The organism is Streptococcus sp. Marseille-Q7156 (assembly GCF_965119495.1).
On sequence record NZ_CBCPLU010000001.1, the window covers coordinates 1,847,053 to 1,864,651 of the forward strand.

The following is a 17,599-nucleotide window of genomic DNA, read 5'->3' on the forward strand; positions in this document are numbered from 1 at the left end:
ATGAATCAGTTTAGTACATAACGTATCATACATATCATATTACATTTAGTAACACATGTCAATTATATATTGTATTTTTTGCTATTTATTTGAGATTTTTCTTTTTTTCTTAAAATTTATTAGAGATATACAATTCTATTTTTGAATTATTTTCAAATTAAAGTTAGACTTCAAAACACATATCTCATAACTCAATATAAACGATAGCAAAAAGTTAGACGTTATCTTGTAATCTAACAACTTTTTACCCCCTTTTTGTCTGAAGTGCTCCGACTTGGAAAAAGTTCCCTTCACCGGTTCCCAAAGTATTCAAAAAAATTTTTTCAACGTGGGGGGAGTCAATATCCTTTCAGTTCTATAAATCTTTTAGCGATTACTTTTCTTCGACTATTTATATAACGAGTAGTTTTATTTAGTTTCTCTGCCACGTCTTCCCAAGTCACACCAGCTTCTAAAAATCTCATTTTAAAGATGACTAGATCAGTATCAATCAGATTTTCCATCAAGGTATCTACAATTAATTTAAAACCTTCCAGATATCTTAAGGTTAAATCTTCTTCAATTCTAATTATAGTATCTTCAGTAGGACTTGAAACTTTCTTACTCTGAGATCTAATATACGTTTCATTTCCATGTTTCTTATTATGTATCAACTCTTGTCTTCTCAAGTAAATTTTATTAGCAATCGTTCTATATCTTTCTAATTCATTATCAATCTCGTTCAAGTCTCTGTTACTCAGTTCATACATAGTCAAGTACTCCCATTTCAATTTTAAAATTTTCTTATCTTGCATTCTGTCAAACTGACAAAAAGCTTAAAAGCCTTTCAACGCTCCACTTACCAGCTATCATTGTTTTAAGTTTGACAACTCTTCAATATGACAATTTAAAGAAGTATCCCTCTAATTTATTCCCCAGTTTCTCTTATCTTACATTCTGTGAAACTCACTCCATTCTGTAAACCCCTGATATACCTTGCTTTCAAGCTATTACTTCTTTTCAGTTTATGCTTACTTTGTTATGTGAAACTTAGTAAAGCATAAAAGTAGGACTAGCGATATTTCTTTTGTTTGAGCCATATATCACTAGCCTTACTTAATTTGTTCCCTATTTTTCTAAATACTCTTTAATGTCCCGATATTCCTTAGAAAAATTCATATGTCCACTGATATCAGGATTTAGGAATGGAAGAATACCTGTTGGATTTACTTCTGTCCGATATAGTGCAAGAGAATGCTCCTGTGTTATTTCTCCAACTACTCCTTTATGTATTTCTTCTACATCTTTCTTTAGTGCTTGAATTTCATCGTAGGCATCTAAAATTATTCTAAGTTTCTTCTGGTAACGTTTATAGATTTTCTTTTCTTCAGCTCTTCGCTTAGTCTCTTTAAAGATATATTCAAATATCGCTGCCTTTGCCTCCCAGAAATAATCATCATACTCTTTCTCTAAAAGATTGATTGATTCACTCATTTTAGTAATTTGTTCTAAAGAAGTAGCATTATCCTCAAAGAAAGAGTCAATACTATCAAAAGAAATCTTCTTCTCTCCAGTAATTGTTTTTCTTTTTTCTTCCAACTTTGTTCTTGCTTTTGCAATCTTATCTTTTTTATCATCAAGATTTTCTAATGTTGATAATACTTCCCTAATATCCATCCCCTATCTCCTAATTCCATTTTATAAAGAAAGCACAATCCGTTTCAATTTTCTTCACAACGAAACGAGTATAAAGCATTAAACTCATTCCATAAATAACGGATTCACTTACCCACCGTAAGCTATTCTTATTTCTTTCAAATAAAGTAGCAAAATTGTACAAATCCCCAACAAAAGCAACTTTATCGCCTTTTACTCCTAGTACTTCATCAGATACAACAATAACATCATCGACGTATAAGTTTTCTGAGTATCGTTCCTTCTTGTTAATTTTTAAAATATAATTTCCATCGCTAGATTTCTCTTTATCTAAAAACTTAAATAGTGACTGACTTAATACAAGAGTATTATGACGTTCAGGATTCAAATCGTTTATTGTATCTTTCAATTCATCAAAATTAGAAACATTTTTTTCAGGTGCTTCTTTTAGAATTTTTCCAATTTCAATATTACGAGTTTTACGACAAAGACGGGTAATTTTGTTACTTAAGAAGTCTGATATATTATATTCTCCATCATCAACTTGTTCAGACGATAAGGCAATACGTCCTGAAAATGTCTTGTGTTCAAACTTGGTTCTAATCTGTTTTTTTCTAAGTTCTACACTTTTACTAGATCTAAAATCTTCTGATTCAAGTTCTGATAGATGTTCATCGTCAAAACCTACAGTTTCATATGTTCCACCAGTACCCGTATACTCAATCACATTAACAAGATCCACTAATTCTTTTCCTTCTTCAGGAACGTCATAGATACTTGTTATATCTTGTGATAATATTAAACCTGTTTTTGATTTTTCATCATCAATACCCATTCCTCTGCTTCTTACATATTTTTCTACCAAACTAAATTTTTTAGCCATTTTATACTCCTTTATCTCTTTATTGCTCCTCGTTGTTTATAATTTTTTCTAAAGTTCTTAGCTCTTAGCTTTTCTTTTAGAACTCTACGAGCTTTTAAAATCATTTTTTCTAGCTGTTGATTCTTTATTTTCGTCAGCATATTTCTCCAGTATTTCGTGTTTCCCACTTTCTAAACTGCTATCTTCATTTTTACATTTTGAAAATATTTTCTGTCTTTTTTCTGGATCAATAGAAAACTTACTAGCTACCACATACCCTAATGAAGTATCTACCGTCATCTTCTTCACCCCCTTTCTTCTCAAGCAAAAAGGGCATACCACTAGCATCATATGCTTACGGTATGCCCCTGAGTTGTTCTCAATAGACTTATTTTTTAGTTTCTTTTTTGACTAGATGAGTAAATTTCCCATCTGAGTAGACTAAAGTTATCTCTCCAAACCTTGGAACTTTTTCTATCTCTATTATACCACATTTTTCGTAGACAATAAAGCCTTTTTCTGTTGAAAAATTCATTTCATCCATATCTATTAACCTTTCTCTCTCCTCACTGTGTTAATCGTATATCGCTTATCTTTGATTGTGAAAGCCTTAAAAGTGTTCCCCTCTAAACCTTTCAAAATTCTACTTGAGTTTCTAGCATTGTAAACCGTTCGCAATTCACTGCTATCTAGGTTCGTGTTGAAAATCGTAGTTTCTCGATTATTGATAATATCAAACAAGAAATCCTGTTCCCAATCGCTCTTAGGAGTTATTGTTCCGTTTTTTGCCCCGAGGTCATCAATAATTAGAAAATCTACATCAACAAGCTTTTTAACTGCCTCATACTCTGTTAAGTTTGCATTTCTTCCATAAGCCCAGCCTTCTTTTATCTGCTTGATAATCTCGGTTAAGCTGACAAATAAGACACTCTTAGGCTCGTTCTTCTCTCTGAAACTTTCATTGATTTCTTTAGCCAATGCAAGAGATAAATGACTTTTTCCAATTCCTGTGCTACCGCTGATTAAAGTATTTCCCGTCATACCTGCAAGGTACTTCTGGGCTTGACCTTTTACAAACTCTAACATCTGACGCTCCTCTGTCGTCTTAACAAAGAAATTATCAAATGTCGCTCCTTTTAACTCTTTAGGAATTGTACTATCACGCATTAAGACATCATACGTTTTAAAGTAAGCCTGGCTGTCCTCAAACTGCTGTAACAAGTCTTGCTCTTTTTGTTTAATCTCTCCCTTCACACACTCCGGGCAAAAAGCTTGTACTTTTCTTTCTGAACTCCCTAAAACCGGTACAGAAATTTCCCAATAATTGACCTGGTGAATATCGCAAACCTTATCCGATATCTTTCTGTTATTAAATTCTTTAAATTGTTCCTTCATCTTTGCAACTCCTAAAATGGTAGGTCTGGGAAGTTATCTTCAGACTTCCCTCTTATGGTTTTAGGCTTTTGATTCAAATAACCGTCAAACTTAGATCCAAAAAGTGTTTCAGGTCTCAGATATTTAGAAAATTCAGGACTATACTTCCATTCTGCCGTTTTAATATCTATCACCTGTTTAAAATCTTCCAGTGTATAGCCTTCTTTGAATCGTGCCATTATCGGCTTCAAGTTTTTGTCCAAATATTTATAATTTTTCCCTACTGTATGATTCAGATAAGCTAGAGGGATTCTTATTAAATACTTCTCAGGATGTCCTTTGGTTATTTCCTCAATCATTCTCGGAGTTAACCAATTTGGGAAAGTAAAGTCAGGTTTACCTGACAATATATATTCTTTATATAACTCTTTATCTGACTCTTTATCTATCTCTATCTCTGTTGGACATGAGTTGGAAATAGTCTTTTTATTTTGGACATTCTCCAATTTTGGTATATCTTGACTATTTTTTCTTTGTTCTCGCTTGTATTTTGCCCAGTTTGTTTCACTCTCAACCATGGCTTTTGCTTGCGATAATGTAGCATGTCCATCATCGTCTATCTGAATCAGTCCGCATTTTGTAAAATATGCAACTGTCATATTTATATCATCCTCGGACACATCCAATTTTAAGGCTAGCTCCTGTACCAAATTATCAAAATATCCTTCATAGTACAAAATACAATCATCTTCTAAACTTTCCAACATAAGACGGATATAAATCACTGTCATAGTGTAGCCACCAGGCATATTTTTAAGTCGTTTAATAAAAAGATTATCAAAAAACTTCTTATCAACTTTTAACCAAAAATATATTTTAGTCTTTGCCATCATCTACCCCCAAAAACTTTAAAACGTCTGAGATTTTATAATACGCTTTTCTAGTATCTTCAATAGGCGGTATATACTGTGGCAGTCCCGCGCCTTCCCATTTTGTTAAGGTTTTATCTCCTATGCCCAGTTCTTCCTTTAGTTCCACCTTGCTGATCAAATCTAATCTTTTTTGAGGTACTTTCTCATGGCTTTTTAAATACCGTTCCACTGCTTCCAAAATCTTAGACTTTAAATCTTCAATCATTTTTTCAAACATCTTAGTACCCCCATGGCTTAACCCCTGCAAGCTGAATATATCGCCCATAATCAGGGCTTAATTCCTCGCTAGTCGTTTGTATCGTCTGTGTACTTTCTCGCTCGATTTGGGCGCTCTTTTTGCGGTCTCGATGGTTTAGGTAAATTAGAAAGCTAATCAAAATCACGGTAAAAATAAGCGCCTGTGTATTGCTTAAATCTAGTTCATTCATACTATGCCCTCGCTTTGTAATTCTTGATATATAACTGTTGCACTTCAGGCTCCATCTTTTTGAAAGCTTCAACTTCTTGAATGGTTACTTTTTTATTGATAAAATCAACGATAAACTGAAAAAAATTCGGATCGTTTACCTTTAAATCAGCCATGAAGTTATCAAATTCTGCTTGTGTCATTTTTCTTATATCTGGTGTTATCATCTGACTTGTACCCCAATTCTTCAAAATTCTCACAATTAAGGAGATAAACTGCAATCCCGTCCAACTCTCTATAGAGTTGTTCCATCTGGTCACGAATAACGCCTAAGCCCTCTGTCATCTGTCCAGATAAGATATCAGTATCTACTCCGTTATTTTTCGCCATTATCAGCCAATTGCTCAACTGTCTAACTAATTCAATTCTGGGAAGCACATCTCCAAGTCTGCCCCCTTGCTCTTGAATTTCCTTTATATTTAATGTCATATTGTTTTCCTGTGCCTTTTTCTTGCCTGTTTCCTATACACGATTAGCACCACTCCAAACGCTGGGCGTTTGCCCCAAGTTGGCTGACGCATGTAGTGATGTTTCGTGGGTAATCACCCACATTTTTGCTAAACAAGTGCTTATAGTCGCCGTGTCAGCACTCGTTTTTCAAAACCTTTTCTAATTGCTTGCCTGCACTTCGGTTTTTCTTTATGTATTTGATAGAATAGATATTTTTTGCTATAATCAAAGCATAGAAAAATTTTCTATACTCTGAATTGTGTCGCTTGCTCGCCTCGTCTAAAATTTGAGCAAGTGATTTTTTTATTTTCTTTTTGCATGATTACTACCCGACTGTGGTTTATAAATCAAATCTTTACTATCGATAAGATCCAGAATCCAGCTGAATCCCTGCTTCACCATTTCAAGAAATGCGCCCAGGTCTTCACTGTCCAAGTTCTCGTAGTTTATACAAAGATATTCGGCTAGTTGTCTGTCTTTCTCAACTAGCTTTTTAAAATCCTTGGAATACTTAGGAATTTCTAACCCTTTGGCATTTGTAACTGTCTTAAATTCATTTTCCATTTTCTATACTCCTATACTTTAAAAATTAATTCCTTAATTTCTGAATACCCCCTATTCAAGTTAATCATGGCTATTGCCATATCTTCCAAACGTTGGTAGTTTGTCAGTTCATCACTTGTTAAACTGTCAATACCGTTTCCACTTTCTCGCTCTTGCATGAGTTGGGACTTGTTTTTCCCAGTCGCTCCCTTTAGCAGTAAGTTTGTAAGTGTACTATAGGCATGCTTGGGCGCTTTCTCCCATGATTTGATAGCTTCGGTTAAGGTCTTGCGCTTTGGCTTTTCCAGTTCCCTTTGAAGATAGCGTTTAGAAAGTTCATCACGCATTTCAAAGAATGCTTTGACTAGGTTCATTTTGAATTGCCGTACTGGTTCGGTATTCTTTAGATAAGTGATCAGCAAGGTTGCTTGCTGCTCATTCAAAATATAGTCCCGTACATTTTGCCCACTTTCTGAAGGTGAAATTTTAAATTGCACCTTTCCGAAGCTTTCAAAGTCCTCTCGGTGTTTATTCAGCAAAATCTTTAAATGTCTGTGTTTAACTTCTGCACACTCAGCCACAATACTGCTCAGTGTATACGGCTCTTTCTTGCCGTCCATGTAAACCAATTCCATTGGTTCGCTCCTTTCTTCTTTTGTCAGTGCTTGCCACCTAAAACAGTACCAAGGTAAAGCATTAAAGTAGGGTAAAATCGGAGAATATGAACCCCTACAAACCCTTGATACTGCTATAGGTAGCAAGCAAATATTTAGCTAGATCCGTTTATCAATCTCCAGTGGTAAAGCACCACATGAGAAATCTATAAATGTAGAGTAGTATTACGATTGGTTCGCTCCTTTCTAATAATCTTCAGCAAGCCACTGCATGGCTTTTTGGTAAATGCTAGGCTTTACTTCGCCTCCGTCTCGGATTTTCCTGTAAGTAATTGGATTCACTCCAATTTCCTCGCTGGCTCTTTTAGCAGTCAAATTCTTGTCCGCTTGCTTTCGGCGAATTGCTTTTGCTTGTGTTGAGGTGATAAGCAATACAGTTCCCTCCTTTCTTATTTGTAAAGTTTATCTTTACTTAGACCAAGTATATAATGTTTTTCTTTACCTGTCAAGAGAAAATAAATAAAAACTTTACAAAAGTTTTTTTAGCGGTTATAATTTAACTGAGGTGATAAAATGTCAACAATAAAAAATAGGCTAAAGATTCTAAGAACCAAAGAGGGAATAACTCAAGATGAATTAGCTCAAATAATAAATAAAGAACTAAAAGAAAACGAAAAACCAATATCCAAAATGGTGATATCTAATTGGGAAAATAATAAACATACTATCAAACCAGATAAAGCCCAGCTACTCGCTAACCACTTTGGGGTAAGCGTTGGCCACTTATTGGGACATGAAGATGAACAAAATATTTTAAAAATAATCCAAAGTAACGAATTTAAAAAAATAGTCAATAACATAGATATTAAAAAAATAAATGAACTTGGTTCAGCGTATAAAAACGTTGAAGAACATATAAATAATCCTGTAAAGTATGACAATTTTGGAAAAGGATTGCTTAATCATAGCCCATTGTATATGTTTACAATTGAAGAACTAATAAATGCTGATAAAGAGAAAAATACAAATTTTGCAGATATTTTAATCAACTATATTTCTTTAAATGACTATGATAAAAAAATAGCTTTTGATTTAGTAAAAAAACTATCTGAAAGAGACGACAAAAAGGAGTAACTCACATGGGATTTTTTGACACTGTAAAACAAGAAGGAAGCTTTTCTACTGCATCTGGAGTAAATGGACTACACTACGTTGTCCTTCAGGTAACTTTGAAAGAAAAGTTTTTCGGCACTGGATCAGGAAACCTTACAGAATTAGAAGATGTTATCAATAAACAAGCTTCAAAAGGTTATCGCCTGCATACAATCACAACCGCCAATGGGGGAAGTAAAGGTTTAGGCGGTGGCGACCGTATTCAAGCCACAATGGTTTTTGAGAAGATTCTATAAAAATTCCCCATCTTTTAAAACATCAGCATATAGGAGACTACTTATGAAAAAATTACTAAGCACATCAGTTATTTTACTTTCTGCTACCGTTCTAGTAGCTTGCTCTAACAATCAATCAGCTACCAAAGATAGCTCGGAGCAACCAAAAACGGAGCAAAAAAATACTACTTCAACAAACACAAAAGCCAAAGTAGATAACAGTAAATACGATGATCTAATTTCTGAAATCAAATCAAAATTAGATCCTGAATCAACTGGCGCAATAAGCGTAAAAATTCAAAATAACGTAATCGATTCAGATTCATCCGAACCGCATGATACAATCATGATTTTGCTAACTGGAACGGCTAAAGATAGCGCAAAAGAGACTATGGACGCAATCAATTCAAATTCTGCTACAACTAATCAGCAAAATGCAATTACCGTATTTCGGATGTCTATATCTGAGTTTGCTAAAAAATTACCAGACGACAATACTACTCTTTCCCTTGGGTATGAAAAATCTGCTGATCAATACGACTTAATCGCAAAATCTTCAAAACAAAAAGATTTTATCCCTGTTGGAGAAATCATTGTAAATTAAAAAACTACCCCATATTCGCCAATAGCAACCATCTTTTCATGGTCTATTGTGCAAAAACAGGGGAAATTGAAGAATAGAAAGCCGATTTTACAGACTAAAGCGCAAAAATGAGCGAAATTAACAAATAGAAAGGTGCAACCATGGACTATGGAACAACACGGAAGGAACAGTTTTAGGACGAAAAAAGGCGAACTTTCCCAGCATTGAGGTTTTTCGATACTCAAAAATTTTAAAAAAACAAACCAAAAAGATTGACAAAAACTAAAAATTACAGTATTATTAGGCAATGAGAAGAGTTTCTGCTCCCAAGGGAACAGAGTACGCGAAACACTGCCTAGTTCTACTAGGTGGTGTTTTTGTATATAAGGAACATATATGAAACCATTTCAAACATTAGATGAACAAATAAAACTTCTCCAGTCTAGAGGTTTAGAAATAGATAACATAGAAGAATGTAAAAGATACCTTCTAACTAACAACTATTACAACGTCGTCAACGGATATAGTAAGTTTTTTCAAACATCAAAAGATAAGTTTATAACTGGTGCAGACTTTAGAGAAATAGCTGCAACACACTTTTACGATAAAGAAATTAAATCAGCTTTTTTAAAAGCAATTATAGATGCAGAAAAACACTTTAAATCCGTACTGGCATATCGTTTTTCAGAAGCATATCCAAAGCCATACGCTTATCTAGATATTAATAATTTTGAAACACAAAAAGATACAAAAAGGCTGGCACAAATTACTAATTTAATCAGTATATTAGCTAGAATACTCAATGATTATAATAAGGATAAGCAAAACAATTCTATAAAACACCACTATAAACAACATGGCGTTGTTCCTTTCTGGGTTATCATAAATGAACTTACATTAGGGCAAGCATTTAACTTTTATAGAAATCTAAACACTGATATAAAAAATCAGATAGCTAGAGACTTATCACCATTCTTGCAAGAAAATATTGAATACATCCAAAATAGACCTAGTAAAGACCTTTTAAGCGGAAAGGCTTTAGAAAGTATTATTAAAAATATACTAGAAATTAGAAATATCACTGCTCATAATAATAAGCTTTTCAATTATAAATGCCGTGAGAATCTTCCACAACTAGCTTATTTCCACTATTACAATAACAATGCCAATACATCAAGACAATCTGTATATTATGTTTTTCTTGCCTTGCAATGTCTACTTGCGTGCACACAATACGCTCAATTACATAACACTATTATTAAAAGAACCAAAGCTCTAAATAAAAAAGCGCACTCCATTGAAGCCGGCATTGTATTGAACACACTTGGATTTCCGAATAATTGGTATAATATCACTGACAAATTAAGGTAGAACTACTTGCAATATAGGGGATTTTTAAAAACTTCATATAAGCCCCATATCCGCCTTGTTTCATACTCTGGTATTATTTACCGTCTGACTGCTTAAAATCGAAAATAGAGGGGTTCTCGTAACTCCTAGCATGGTATAAACTCAAAACCTTTTCTAATTGCTTGCCTGCTGATGGAAAAAGGAGTTAAAACCATGAAAATTATACAACACACGAAAAAAGACGGATCAGTAGTCTACCGCTCTAGTATCTATCTTGGCATTGATTCTGTAACTGGTAAGAAGGTCAAGACTACCATATCGGCACGAACAAAGAAAGAACTCAGAAACAAGACTACCCAGGCTAAGGTAGAATTTCAGAAAAACGGCTCTACACGGAAACAACACTCACATATAACAACCTATAGCGAACTTGTGGACTTATTTTGGCAAACCTACCAGCATACCATAAAGACTAATACGCAGATAAAGATAAAAGGTTGCTTAAATAACTACCTCTTACCCTCATTTGGTACTTATAAACTAGATAAGCTTACTCCTGTTATTATCCAAACTCAGGTAAATAAGTGGGCGGATGAGTACAATCAGGACGGAACGGGGTATAAAGAATACAATCACCTTCATGCCTTAAATAAACGTATACTACAGTATGGGGTTTCTATCCAGGCATTAGACAATAACCCTGCTCGTGATGTTGTCATTCCTAGAAAGATAACAAGAGATAAACAAGAAATTAAATACTTTCAAGATCAGGAACTTAAAAACTTCCTCTCCTATCTCGATAGCCTAGAAAATACCTTTATCAATTTTTATGATACTGTGCTTTATAAGACGCTCCTAGCTACTGGACTGCGTATCCGTGAATGTCTGGCCTTGGAATGGTCTGATATTGACCTGCAGAACGGAACAATCGATATTAACAAAACACTCAACATTTTAAACCAGGTAAACAGTCCTAAGACAAAATCAAGCTATAGAGTTTTAGATATCGATCATAAAACAGTGCTCATGCTTCGTCTCTACCGAGCAAGACAAGCAGAAAACGGTAGAAACATTGGCTTAACCTATGAGAAAGTATTTTCTGATAGCTTTGACAACTATGTCAATACTCGAAAGGTTGATTATCGCCTACATAAGCACTTGAAAAACGCTAACTGTACTGATTTAGGCTTTCATGCTTTCCGACACACTCACGCTAGTATCTTGCTTAATGCCGGTCTACCCTACAAGGAAATACAGACACGGCTTGGCCATGCAAAAATATCTGTAACTATGGACACTTACAGCCATTTATCAAAAGAGAACCAAAAAAGAGCAGTCTCATTCTTTGAAACTGCCCTCGAAAAAATAAAAAGTTCTTAAAAAAGTCCACAAAATAAAAAAAAGCGATACATAAAACCCTTATGCATCAACGATTATAGAATGTTTTCGGTATAATTGACTATTATACCGAAATTTTCTCATTTTTAAAAGAAAAAGGGCGCTGGTAAAGGATAATCTTCACCAACTCCCTATTTTTCTACTTATCTAAGCCTAATTCTGCCAAGATTTGACGTTTGTAGGCAATCTTTTGGACTTCCTTGTCCTCATCTTCAGACCAATCTAGTTTAATTTCTGAAACAATCTGCCCAGGGCGATTTTTCAAGATATAGATGCGATCGCTGAGATTGAGGGCCTCCTCGATACTATGCGTGATGATCAAGGTTGTTAGCTGCAACTGCTTGTGAATCTCAAGGTACCAAGCGTGGAGTTCCATCTTAGTCATCTCATCCAAGGCGCTAAAGGCCTCATCCAAGAGAAAGAGCTTGTGCCCGAAAAGGTAGGTTCGGAGCAAGGCTACACGCTGACGCATCCCACCACTGAGTTCATGAGGATACTTGTCTCGTACAGCTGTCAACTGGAAGGTCGCAAGAATTTCATCCGCGCGGGCAATGGCTTCCGCCTTATCCACTTTTTGAATCAAGAGGGGCAGAATGATATTGCCAAGCACCGTCTTGTGCTCCAAGAGCAAGTCCTTTTGCAACATATAACTCACGCGCCCCTTGGGGTTTTCTTCACCATCAAGGACAATTCTCCCTGACTGAACTTCTAAAATCCCAGCGATTAGATTAAAGAGGGTGGTCTTTCCTACACCACTTGGGCCTAGGATAGAAACCACTTCACCTGAAGTCACCTGCAGGTTAATGTCCTCTAAAATCCTATCTTGTCCATAGGCATAACTGACGTGTTCTAGTCTAATTTCTGTCATTATTTCACAAATTCATTAGTGAAGCCTTTATCTGTCAAGTCTTCTTTAAGGATACCATTTTCTTTATCCCATTTGTAGAAGGCATTCCAGCGAGCTGCATCAAATTGACCCCATTTTTCCTTGTCGCTTGCGTATTCTTTTGACAAGTATTTTTGAGATTCGATGACAAAGTCACGTTTTTCCTGAAGTTCAGGTGCATTCTTGATAAGGATATCTGCCGCTTCCTCTGGATGCTCCATAGCATATTGGTAACCTTTTTTAATAGCTTGGATAACTTTGCGAGCTTCTTCTTTGTTGTCTTTAAGGTAGTCGTTGTTGGCGATGATAACTGGTGAGTAGTAGTCAAATTCCTTGACGTAGTCTTTCAAATACATGAAGTTAGCCTCTACGCCTTGAGATTTTGCAAGGATACCATCCCATCCGTAGTAGATCCATGCAGTATCAAATACTCCATTAGCAATCGGTGTGATAGAGTTTGAGTCGTTATTTGGTACTTTTTCAACCTTCTCAAAGTCCCCACCTTGTGATTCTACCAAGGTTTTCAACATAGCAAGTTCAGTTGGGTCATTCCAAGTTCCGTATTTCTTACCAACCAAGTCCTTTGGACTAGCTACATTATCAGATTTACGAGAGATGATTCCTGATGTATTGTGCTCTACGATAGCTGCAACGGCAGTAATTCCTGCACCTTTTTCCAATTTCTTAGCCATGTAGTCTTGGAAATAAACTGCAAATGGTGCCTTTCCGTTAATAACCAAATCAGAAGAACTTTCTTCTGGTGGTAATTTCAAATCAACATCCACTCCAGCCTCTTTGAAATAACCTTTTTCCTTGGCTACATAAAGCCCTGTGTGGTTGGTATTTGGTGTCCAGTCTAGGATAAAGTCGATTTTCTTAAGTTCTGCTTCCTTATTATCCTTAGAAGCAGTTCCTTGACCACAGGCCACAAGCACAACAGCTACAAGAGCTGTTAAAACAGTTAAAAACACTTTCCATGTTTTCTTCATTTCAATTTCCTCTTTTCTTTTTTGAAACATTCTTATTCTACGAACGTTTCCATTTAATAACATATTTTTCACTGACATCGACCAATTTCATACCAAGAAGGCTGATAATCGATACCAGAATAATAATAGCAAACATGGTATCATACTGAAACAGTTTCTTGGACTGAATCATGTAGACACCTAGTCCTTCAAAGCCTCCCAACCACTCAGATACTACTGTTGTGATAAAGGCGTAGGAGACACTGACCCTCAGACCTGCATAAAAGTAAGGCAGGCTGACTGGGATTTTAAAATGCCACAGGATTTGCCAAGGCTTGGCCCGCATCAGACTAAACAAGGTCAGCATATCCTTGTCACAATGCCTAAAACCGTCCAAAATGCTGACGATGATGGGGAAGGTTGTCGTCAAGATAATCAAGACAATCTTGGGCAGAATCCCATAACCTAGCCACAAGACCAAGATAGGAGCTATGGCAATAGTCGGAATGGTCTGAACAACCACCATCATAGGGTAAATCAGGTCATTGAGCCAAGTCAAACTATCCATAAGTACAGCCATGAGACAGGCAATCAAGACTCCTAGAACCAACCCCAGTAAAGCCACTCTCAAGGTGGCCCAGCTATGGTGCCAGAGAAATTCTCTGTCACGAACAAAGGCCTGAAGAATTTCAAGAGGTGTCGGCAGGATAAACTTGGGGAGAAGTTTAAGAAAACCTGCTAACTGCCAGATTGACAAGACCCCCATAAAGCCCAATAGACTAATGTGTCGTCTCAGTATACTTTTCAAGTTTCTCATCAATACTTAAAATCTCTCCTACATTTATTTTGACATTGGCAAAGATATTATCTGCCTCCTGCCCTGCCACTTCTAGCGCTTCTTTGAGAATGCGCATGAGCTCATCAAACTCCCCTTCCAAGACCGTTTCAAATGGTGTCACTACCATAGTCACTTCTTGAGCTTGCAGATAGGCAATGACCTGATCGATTACGTAAATCCGATCAATCCCCTGTGCTAGGGGTAAAACTTGCAAGGCGATGCTTGCTTTCATAAAAACCTCCTCTTCTCGTTTTCCTTTGACAAAAAGAAAAACCTTTACCATATATGGAAAAGGTCAAGAATAGACTAAGTATCGTTCCCTACGCTGGCATTACCCAGATCAGGTGCGGTCGAAGTTTAACACTTCCTCTCAGACTGTACACAGACTCCCATATATTATATGGACATATGATAGCGCAAAATAAAAAAAAAGTCAAGAAAACTGCTTACAGAAAAGAGCAGGAAAAATTTCCTACTCCCATTTTCTATACTCGTTCTCCATCACTGTTTACTCTGTAGCCATCCACCGTCGTATTGACAGCTAATACGCCTGAAGAGTAAGAATAATACCACTTACCTGAGACTTGATACCAACCTGTTTTCATTGCCCCTGAACTATCTAGATAATACCACGAGCCATTCTCCTTTAACCAACCTGTCTGCATTTCACCAGATGATTTCAAATAATACCAGCTAGAACCATCCTTTAACCAGCCTGTTGATTTAGATCCATTTGATTTGAAATGATACCAACTACCATTTATTTTCTTCCAACCAACAGTCAGAACATCATTGGAACTACCTTCTGTTTGATTCTGCGATGACGCAACCTCCTCTAACTGAATATAGCGACGACTTCCACTATAAGATATATAACTCAACCACTTATACCCATCTTTTTCAAGTACCTGATCATAATGAACACTCTCACCTGGAGAATAATATGCAATTGAAGTTGCACTAACTAAAGGTTGATTTTTTATAGCTGCCTTATTCTTAAAATAATGAGTTCCTCCTGTCGAAGAAGGTTGACTATTGAATACTTTGCCACTACTTACTACATTACCCCCATCCAAATCTTTAAAATGAATAAATCCTGTCATCGTATTTGCTTTTATAATTCGTTTATTATAGGATCCTGTATAACCATAGTTGTATTCCTCAATTTCTATATTATCCCCCATTACATTTGAAACCCAGGCAACATGACCATATCCTCCTGCAGTAGACCAAGCAATAGATCCAATCGTTGGTACACTATCTACACGATAGCCTTCACGACGAGCACGATAGCCCCATTCATTCGCATTTCCATAAGCTGCCGGAATCTCAAAACCATTGACACTACTCAAACGAAAGGCTGCAAAAGAAGTACACTGACGAGAATACATCCGCCACTTATCAATCTCCTGACTCCCATTTTTATAGTAAGCAGGATAATCATCCCCACGCGCAATCGATCCATTTCCTCCAGAATAGGCATATACACTATCACTCGCTGCTAGCATCAATCCTACTACTAAAAAAGGAACAACCTTTTTAACTGATTTTCTCAAAGAAAATCCTGTCTCTGTTACTTTGAATGGTAAAACTTTCATTCTTCCTCCTTGAAAATAATATAAATTGAAGATTACCTTCACTTAAACTATTCGGAGAAAAAAGAAAAAGTGAGAAAATTTCTCACTTTAGTCCAGATAATGAATCAAATTCTTTTCCGTAAGGATATCTGAATAAGTAAAGGATTCAACATAAACATTAGCTTGTTTATTTCCTTCAACGTTTCCAAATTCCACGATAAATAGGGATGGATAAACTTCAATTAGCTTACCCAATCTATTTTTTTGGCGCTTACGTCCATTTTCCAAAGTCATTTCAATTACATGACCCTCATGTGCCTTGATTTCTTCTTTGATTTTTTTCATCTTAGCTACATCTGTAAATGCATCTGTCATCTTATTTCCTCTCTTTTTGAAATACTTGAAAATTTATTGTATTCTTTTTGGAAAATTAATTCCACCGTTCCACGAGCTCCACTACGGTTTTTCTCGATAATAACTTCTACCTTATTATTCGGTATGCCTTCCTCTTCTTCACCACCACGCTCATAGTAATCGTCACGATAAAGAAAAGCTACGATATCAGCGTCCTGCTCAATAGACCCAGATTCACGAATATCAGACAAGACCGGTCTCTTATCCTGACGTTGTTCTACACCACGAGAAAGCTGACTTAGAGCAATTACGGGAACCTTCAGTTCTTTTGCTAGGATTTTCAACTGACGTGAAATTTCTGAAACCTCTTGTTGACGATTTTCCCGACCAGTTCCCGTGATAAGCTGCAAATAGTCTATCAAAATCAAACCAAGATTTCCAGTTTCTTGAGCCAATTTACGAGAACGAGAACGAATCTCTGTAATTCGAATCCCTGGTGTATCATCGATATAGATACTGGCATTCGCTAGATTCCCTTGAGCAATGGTATATTTTTGCCACTCCTCATCAGTCAATTGACCCGTACGGATAGAATGCGATTCCACCAAACCTTCTGCCGCCAACATACGATCCACTAGACTTTCCGCACCCATTTCCAGTGAAAAAATAGCAACAGTTTTGTCCAACTTAGTCCCAATGTTCTGAGCGATATTCAAGGCAAAGGCTGTCTTACCAACCGCCGGACGAGCTGCTAAGATAATCAACTCCTCTTCATGCAGACCAGTCGTCATATGATCCAAATCACGATAACCTGTCGCAATACCAGTAATATCGGTCGTTTGTTGCGAGCGAGCTTCCAGATTTCCAAAGTTGATATTCAACACATCTCGAATATTCTTAAATCCACTTCGATTTGCATTTTCACTGACATCAATCAAGCCTTTTTCTGCCTGAGCAATAATTTCATCAGCTGGTTGCGAAGCCTCGTAAGATTGATTGACAGACTCTGTCAACTTAGCGATTAAACGACGTAGCATTGCTTTTTCTGCAACAATCTTAGCATAATACTCCGCATTAGCAGAAGTTGGCACAGAATTGACAATCTCAACCAAGTAAGACAGGCCACCAATATTCTGCAAATCACCTTGATTATCAAGAATAGTACGAACCGTTGTTGCATCTATGGCATCGCCACGATCGGATAAATCAACCATGGCTTGAAAAATCAAACGATGGGCATACTTAAAAAAGTCCCGAGACTCAATGTATTCTCGCACAAAAACAAGCTTACTCTCGTCAATAAAGATAGCCCCTAAAACGGATTGCTCAGCTAAGATATCTTGAGGTTGTACTCGTAACTCTTCTACTTCTGCCATCAGAC

General features: G+C 36.3%; 26 protein-coding genes and 1 riboswitch. Of the genes, 5 read left to right on the forward strand and 21 right to left on the reverse strand.

Translation table 11 applies throughout. The annotated features are described in order from the left end of the window. Positions 1–338 precede the first annotated feature (338 nt). From ACWPV5_RS08535 to ACWPV5_RS08600, 14 genes are all read right to left on the reverse strand, one after another. A complete protein-coding gene (locus ACWPV5_RS08535; protein ID WP_261077796.1) occupies positions 339–794 on the reverse strand; it encodes a DUF722 domain-containing protein in 456 nt (151 codons plus the stop codon). Between the two features lie 313 nt (positions 795–1,107). Further along, positions 1,108–1,656: a hypothetical protein gene (locus ACWPV5_RS08540; RefSeq protein ID WP_261070747.1), complete on the reverse strand. Its 549-nt coding sequence runs from the start codon at positions 1,654–1,656 to the stop codon at positions 1,108–1,110. Positions 1,657–1,666: 10 nt separating this feature from the next. Next, complete coding sequence (locus tag ACWPV5_RS08545; protein WP_293959329.1) at positions 1,667–2,533, reverse strand: phage major capsid protein; 867 nt, start codon at positions 2,531–2,533, stop codon at positions 1,667–1,669. Positions 2,534–2,602: 69 nt separating this feature from the next. Further along, a complete protein-coding gene (locus ACWPV5_RS08550; protein WP_261070745.1) occupies positions 2,603–2,797 on the reverse strand; it encodes a hypothetical protein in 195 nt (64 codons plus the stop codon). Positions 2,798–2,885: 88 nt separating this feature from the next. After that, entirely contained in the window at positions 2,886–3,041 is a 156-nt protein-coding gene (locus tag ACWPV5_RS08555) for a hypothetical protein (protein ID WP_261070744.1), read from the reverse strand. A 5-nt stretch (positions 3,042–3,046) separates the two neighbouring features. Beyond that, positions 3,047–3,892: an ATP-binding protein gene (locus ACWPV5_RS08560; protein ID WP_261070743.1), complete on the reverse strand. Its 846-nt coding sequence runs from the start codon at positions 3,890–3,892 to the stop codon at positions 3,047–3,049. Positions 3,893–3,903: 11 nt separating this feature from the next. Further along, positions 3,904–4,761, reverse strand: coding sequence for a conserved phage C-terminal domain-containing protein (locus ACWPV5_RS08565; RefSeq protein ID WP_261070742.1), 858 nt, complete (start codon positions 4,759–4,761; stop codon positions 3,904–3,906). Beyond that, a complete protein-coding gene (locus ACWPV5_RS08570; RefSeq protein WP_061419259.1) occupies positions 4,748–5,020 on the reverse strand; it encodes a hypothetical protein in 273 nt (90 codons plus the stop codon). Before ACWPV5_RS08570 ends, ACWPV5_RS08565 begins: the two co-directional genes overlap by 14 nt. Position 5,021: 1 nt before the next feature. Further along, positions 5,022–5,231: a hypothetical protein gene (locus ACWPV5_RS08575; RefSeq protein WP_261070741.1), complete on the reverse strand. Its 210-nt coding sequence runs from the start codon at positions 5,229–5,231 to the stop codon at positions 5,022–5,024. A 1-nt stretch (position 5,232) separates the two neighbouring features. Beyond that, entirely contained in the window at positions 5,233–5,412 is a 180-nt protein-coding gene (locus tag ACWPV5_RS08580; RefSeq protein ID WP_420911194.1) for a hypothetical protein, read from the reverse strand. Next, on the reverse strand, positions 5,393–5,698 hold the full coding sequence (locus ACWPV5_RS08585) for a hypothetical protein (RefSeq protein ID WP_261070740.1): 306 nt from the start codon (positions 5,696–5,698) through the stop codon (positions 5,393–5,395). Before ACWPV5_RS08585 ends, ACWPV5_RS08580 begins: the two co-directional genes overlap by 20 nt. 324 nt (positions 5,699–6,022) lie before the next feature. Further along, positions 6,023–6,283 carry a hypothetical protein gene (locus ACWPV5_RS08590; RefSeq protein ID WP_261070739.1) on the reverse strand — a complete coding sequence of 87 codons (261 nt, stop codon included), beginning with the start codon at positions 6,281–6,283 and terminating at the stop codon, positions 6,023–6,025. Between the two features lie 11 nt (positions 6,284–6,294). Then, a complete protein-coding gene (locus ACWPV5_RS08595; RefSeq protein ID WP_261070738.1) occupies positions 6,295–6,897 on the reverse strand; it encodes a Rha family transcriptional regulator in 603 nt (200 codons plus the stop codon). Positions 6,898–7,122: 225 nt separating this feature from the next. Next, a complete protein-coding gene (locus tag ACWPV5_RS08600) occupies positions 7,123–7,308 on the reverse strand; it encodes a hypothetical protein (RefSeq protein ID WP_000909284.1) in 186 nt (61 codons plus the stop codon). 141 nt (positions 7,309–7,449) lie between these two features. Here ACWPV5_RS08600 and ACWPV5_RS08605 point away from each other — a divergent pair, with 141 nt between their 5' ends. From ACWPV5_RS08605 to ACWPV5_RS08625, 5 genes are all read left to right on the forward strand, one after another. Then, on the forward strand, positions 7,450–8,010 hold the full coding sequence (locus tag ACWPV5_RS08605; RefSeq protein ID WP_000104074.1) for a helix-turn-helix domain-containing protein: 561 nt from the start codon (positions 7,450–7,452) through the stop codon (positions 8,008–8,010). Between the two features lie 5 nt (positions 8,011–8,015). Then, positions 8,016–8,285, forward strand: coding sequence for a DUF4177 domain-containing protein (locus ACWPV5_RS08610; protein ID WP_000505375.1), 270 nt, complete (start codon positions 8,016–8,018; stop codon positions 8,283–8,285). 43 nt (positions 8,286–8,328) lie between these two features. After that, positions 8,329–8,868, forward strand: a complete 540-nt coding sequence (locus tag ACWPV5_RS08615) for a hypothetical protein (protein WP_261070737.1) — start codon at positions 8,329–8,331, stop codon at positions 8,866–8,868. A 375-nt stretch (positions 8,869–9,243) separates the two neighbouring features. Beyond that, positions 9,244–10,218 (forward strand): Abi family protein, encoded by a 975-nt coding sequence (locus tag ACWPV5_RS08620; RefSeq protein WP_261070736.1) that lies wholly within the window; start codon positions 9,244–9,246, stop codon positions 10,216–10,218. Between the two features lie 192 nt (positions 10,219–10,410). Then, positions 10,411–11,577, forward strand: coding sequence for a tyrosine-type recombinase/integrase (locus ACWPV5_RS08625; RefSeq protein ID WP_173304095.1), 1,167 nt, complete (start codon positions 10,411–10,413; stop codon positions 11,575–11,577). A gap of 157 nt (positions 11,578–11,734) precedes the next feature. On the opposite strand, the gene ACWPV5_RS08630 is transcribed toward ACWPV5_RS08625, so the two are convergent. From ACWPV5_RS08630 to dnaB, 7 genes are all read right to left on the reverse strand, one after another. Then, positions 11,735–12,463 (reverse strand): ABC transporter ATP-binding protein, encoded by a 729-nt coding sequence (locus tag ACWPV5_RS08630; RefSeq protein WP_261070735.1) that lies wholly within the window; start codon positions 12,461–12,463, stop codon positions 11,735–11,737. Further along, positions 12,463–13,470: an ABC transporter substrate-binding protein gene (locus ACWPV5_RS08635; protein ID WP_136936717.1), complete on the reverse strand. Its 1,008-nt coding sequence runs from the start codon at positions 13,468–13,470 to the stop codon at positions 12,463–12,465. Before ACWPV5_RS08635 ends, ACWPV5_RS08630 begins: the two co-directional genes overlap by 1 nt. 37 nt (positions 13,471–13,507) lie before the next feature. Beyond that, entirely contained in the window at positions 13,508–14,266 is a 759-nt protein-coding gene (locus ACWPV5_RS08640; protein WP_219967457.1) for an ABC transporter permease, read from the reverse strand. Next, positions 14,229–14,519, reverse strand: coding sequence for a thiamine-binding protein (locus ACWPV5_RS08645; protein WP_219967458.1), 291 nt, complete (start codon positions 14,517–14,519; stop codon positions 14,229–14,231). The genes ACWPV5_RS08640 and ACWPV5_RS08645 overlap by 38 nt, the downstream gene beginning before the upstream one ends. 68 nt (positions 14,520–14,587) lie before the next feature. After that, a riboswitch (TPP riboswitch) is annotated at positions 14,588–14,690 on the reverse strand. An 82-nt stretch (positions 14,691–14,772) separates the two neighbouring features. Beyond that, positions 14,773–15,885 carry an N-acetylmuramoyl-L-alanine amidase family protein gene (gene cbpD, locus ACWPV5_RS08650; protein WP_219967459.1) on the reverse strand — a complete coding sequence of 371 codons (1,113 nt, stop codon included), beginning with the start codon at positions 15,883–15,885 and terminating at the stop codon, positions 14,773–14,775. Positions 15,886–15,972: 87 nt separating this feature from the next. After that, positions 15,973–16,239 (reverse strand): Veg family protein, encoded by a 267-nt coding sequence (locus ACWPV5_RS08655; protein WP_219967460.1) that lies wholly within the window; start codon positions 16,237–16,239, stop codon positions 15,973–15,975. After that, a complete protein-coding gene (dnaB, locus tag ACWPV5_RS08660; protein ID WP_454383392.1) occupies positions 16,236–17,594 on the reverse strand; it encodes a replicative DNA helicase in 1,359 nt (452 codons plus the stop codon). The genes ACWPV5_RS08655 and dnaB overlap by 4 nt, the downstream gene beginning before the upstream one ends. Between the last annotated feature and the right edge of the window lie 5 nt (positions 17,595–17,599).

Coding starts and splice junctions, on each gene's coding strand:
- ACWPV5_RS08535 (WP_261077796.1), bottom strand. CDS start 794: ATGCAAGATAAGAAAATTTTAAAATTGAAATGGGAGTACTTGACTATG.
- ACWPV5_RS08540 (WP_261070747.1), bottom strand. CDS start 1,656: ATGGATATTAGGGAAGTATTATCAACATTAGAAAATCTTGATGATAAA.
- ACWPV5_RS08550 (WP_261070745.1), bottom strand. CDS start 2,797: ATGACGGTAGATACTTCATTAGGGTATGTGGTAGCTAGTAAGTTTTCT.
- ACWPV5_RS08555 (WP_261070744.1), bottom strand. CDS start 3,041: ATGGATGAAATGAATTTTTCAACAGAAAAAGGCTTTATTGTCTACGAA.
- ACWPV5_RS08560 (WP_261070743.1), bottom strand. CDS start 3,892: ATGAAGGAACAATTTAAAGAATTTAATAACAGAAAGATATCGGATAAG.
- ACWPV5_RS08565 (WP_261070742.1), bottom strand. CDS start 4,761: ATGGCAAAGACTAAAATATATTTTTGGTTAAAAGTTGATAAGAAGTTT.
- ACWPV5_RS08570 (WP_061419259.1), bottom strand. CDS start 5,020: ATGTTTGAAAAAATGATTGAAGATTTAAAGTCTAAGATTTTGGAAGCA.
- ACWPV5_RS08575 (WP_261070741.1), bottom strand. CDS start 5,231: ATGAATGAACTAGATTTAAGCAATACACAGGCGCTTATTTTTACCGTG.
- ACWPV5_RS08580 (WP_420911194.1), bottom strand. CDS start 5,412: ATGACACAAGCAGAATTTGATAACTTCATGGCTGATTTAAAGGTAAAC.
- ACWPV5_RS08585 (WP_261070740.1), bottom strand. CDS start 5,698: ATGACATTAAATATAAAGGAAATTCAAGAGCAAGGGGGCAGACTTGGA.
- ACWPV5_RS08590 (WP_261070739.1), bottom strand. CDS start 6,283: ATGGAAAATGAATTTAAGACAGTTACAAATGCCAAAGGGTTAGAAATT.
- ACWPV5_RS08595 (WP_261070738.1), bottom strand. CDS start 6,897: ATGGAATTGGTTTACATGGACGGCAAGAAAGAGCCGTATACACTGAGC.
- ACWPV5_RS08605 (WP_000104074.1), top strand. CDS start 7,450: ATGTCAACAATAAAAAATAGGCTAAAGATTCTAAGAACCAAAGAGGGA.
- ACWPV5_RS08610 (WP_000505375.1), top strand. CDS start 8,016: ATGGGATTTTTTGACACTGTAAAACAAGAAGGAAGCTTTTCTACTGCA.
- ACWPV5_RS08615 (WP_261070737.1), top strand. CDS start 8,329: ATGAAAAAATTACTAAGCACATCAGTTATTTTACTTTCTGCTACCGTT.
- ACWPV5_RS08620 (WP_261070736.1), top strand. CDS start 9,244: ATGAAACCATTTCAAACATTAGATGAACAAATAAAACTTCTCCAGTCT.
- ACWPV5_RS08625 (WP_173304095.1), top strand. CDS start 10,411: ATGAAAATTATACAACACACGAAAAAAGACGGATCAGTAGTCTACCGC.
- ACWPV5_RS08630 (WP_261070735.1), bottom strand. CDS start 12,463: ATGACAGAAATTAGACTAGAACACGTCAGTTATGCCTATGGACAAGAT.
- ACWPV5_RS08635 (WP_136936717.1), bottom strand. CDS start 13,470: ATGAAGAAAACATGGAAAGTGTTTTTAACTGTTTTAACAGCTCTTGTA.
- ACWPV5_RS08640 (WP_219967457.1), bottom strand. CDS start 14,266: ATGAGAAACTTGAAAAGTATACTGAGACGACACATTAGTCTATTGGGC.
- ACWPV5_RS08645 (WP_219967458.1), bottom strand. CDS start 14,519: ATGAAAGCAAGCATCGCCTTGCAAGTTTTACCCCTAGCACAGGGGATT.
- cbpD (WP_219967459.1), bottom strand. CDS start 15,885: ATGAAAGTTTTACCATTCAAAGTAACAGAGACAGGATTTTCTTTGAGA.
- ACWPV5_RS08655 (WP_219967460.1), bottom strand. CDS start 16,239: ATGACAGATGCATTTACAGATGTAGCTAAGATGAAAAAAATCAAAGAA.
- dnaB (WP_454383392.1), bottom strand. CDS start 17,594: ATGGCAGAAGTAGAAGAGTTACGAGTACAACCTCAAGATATCTTAGCT.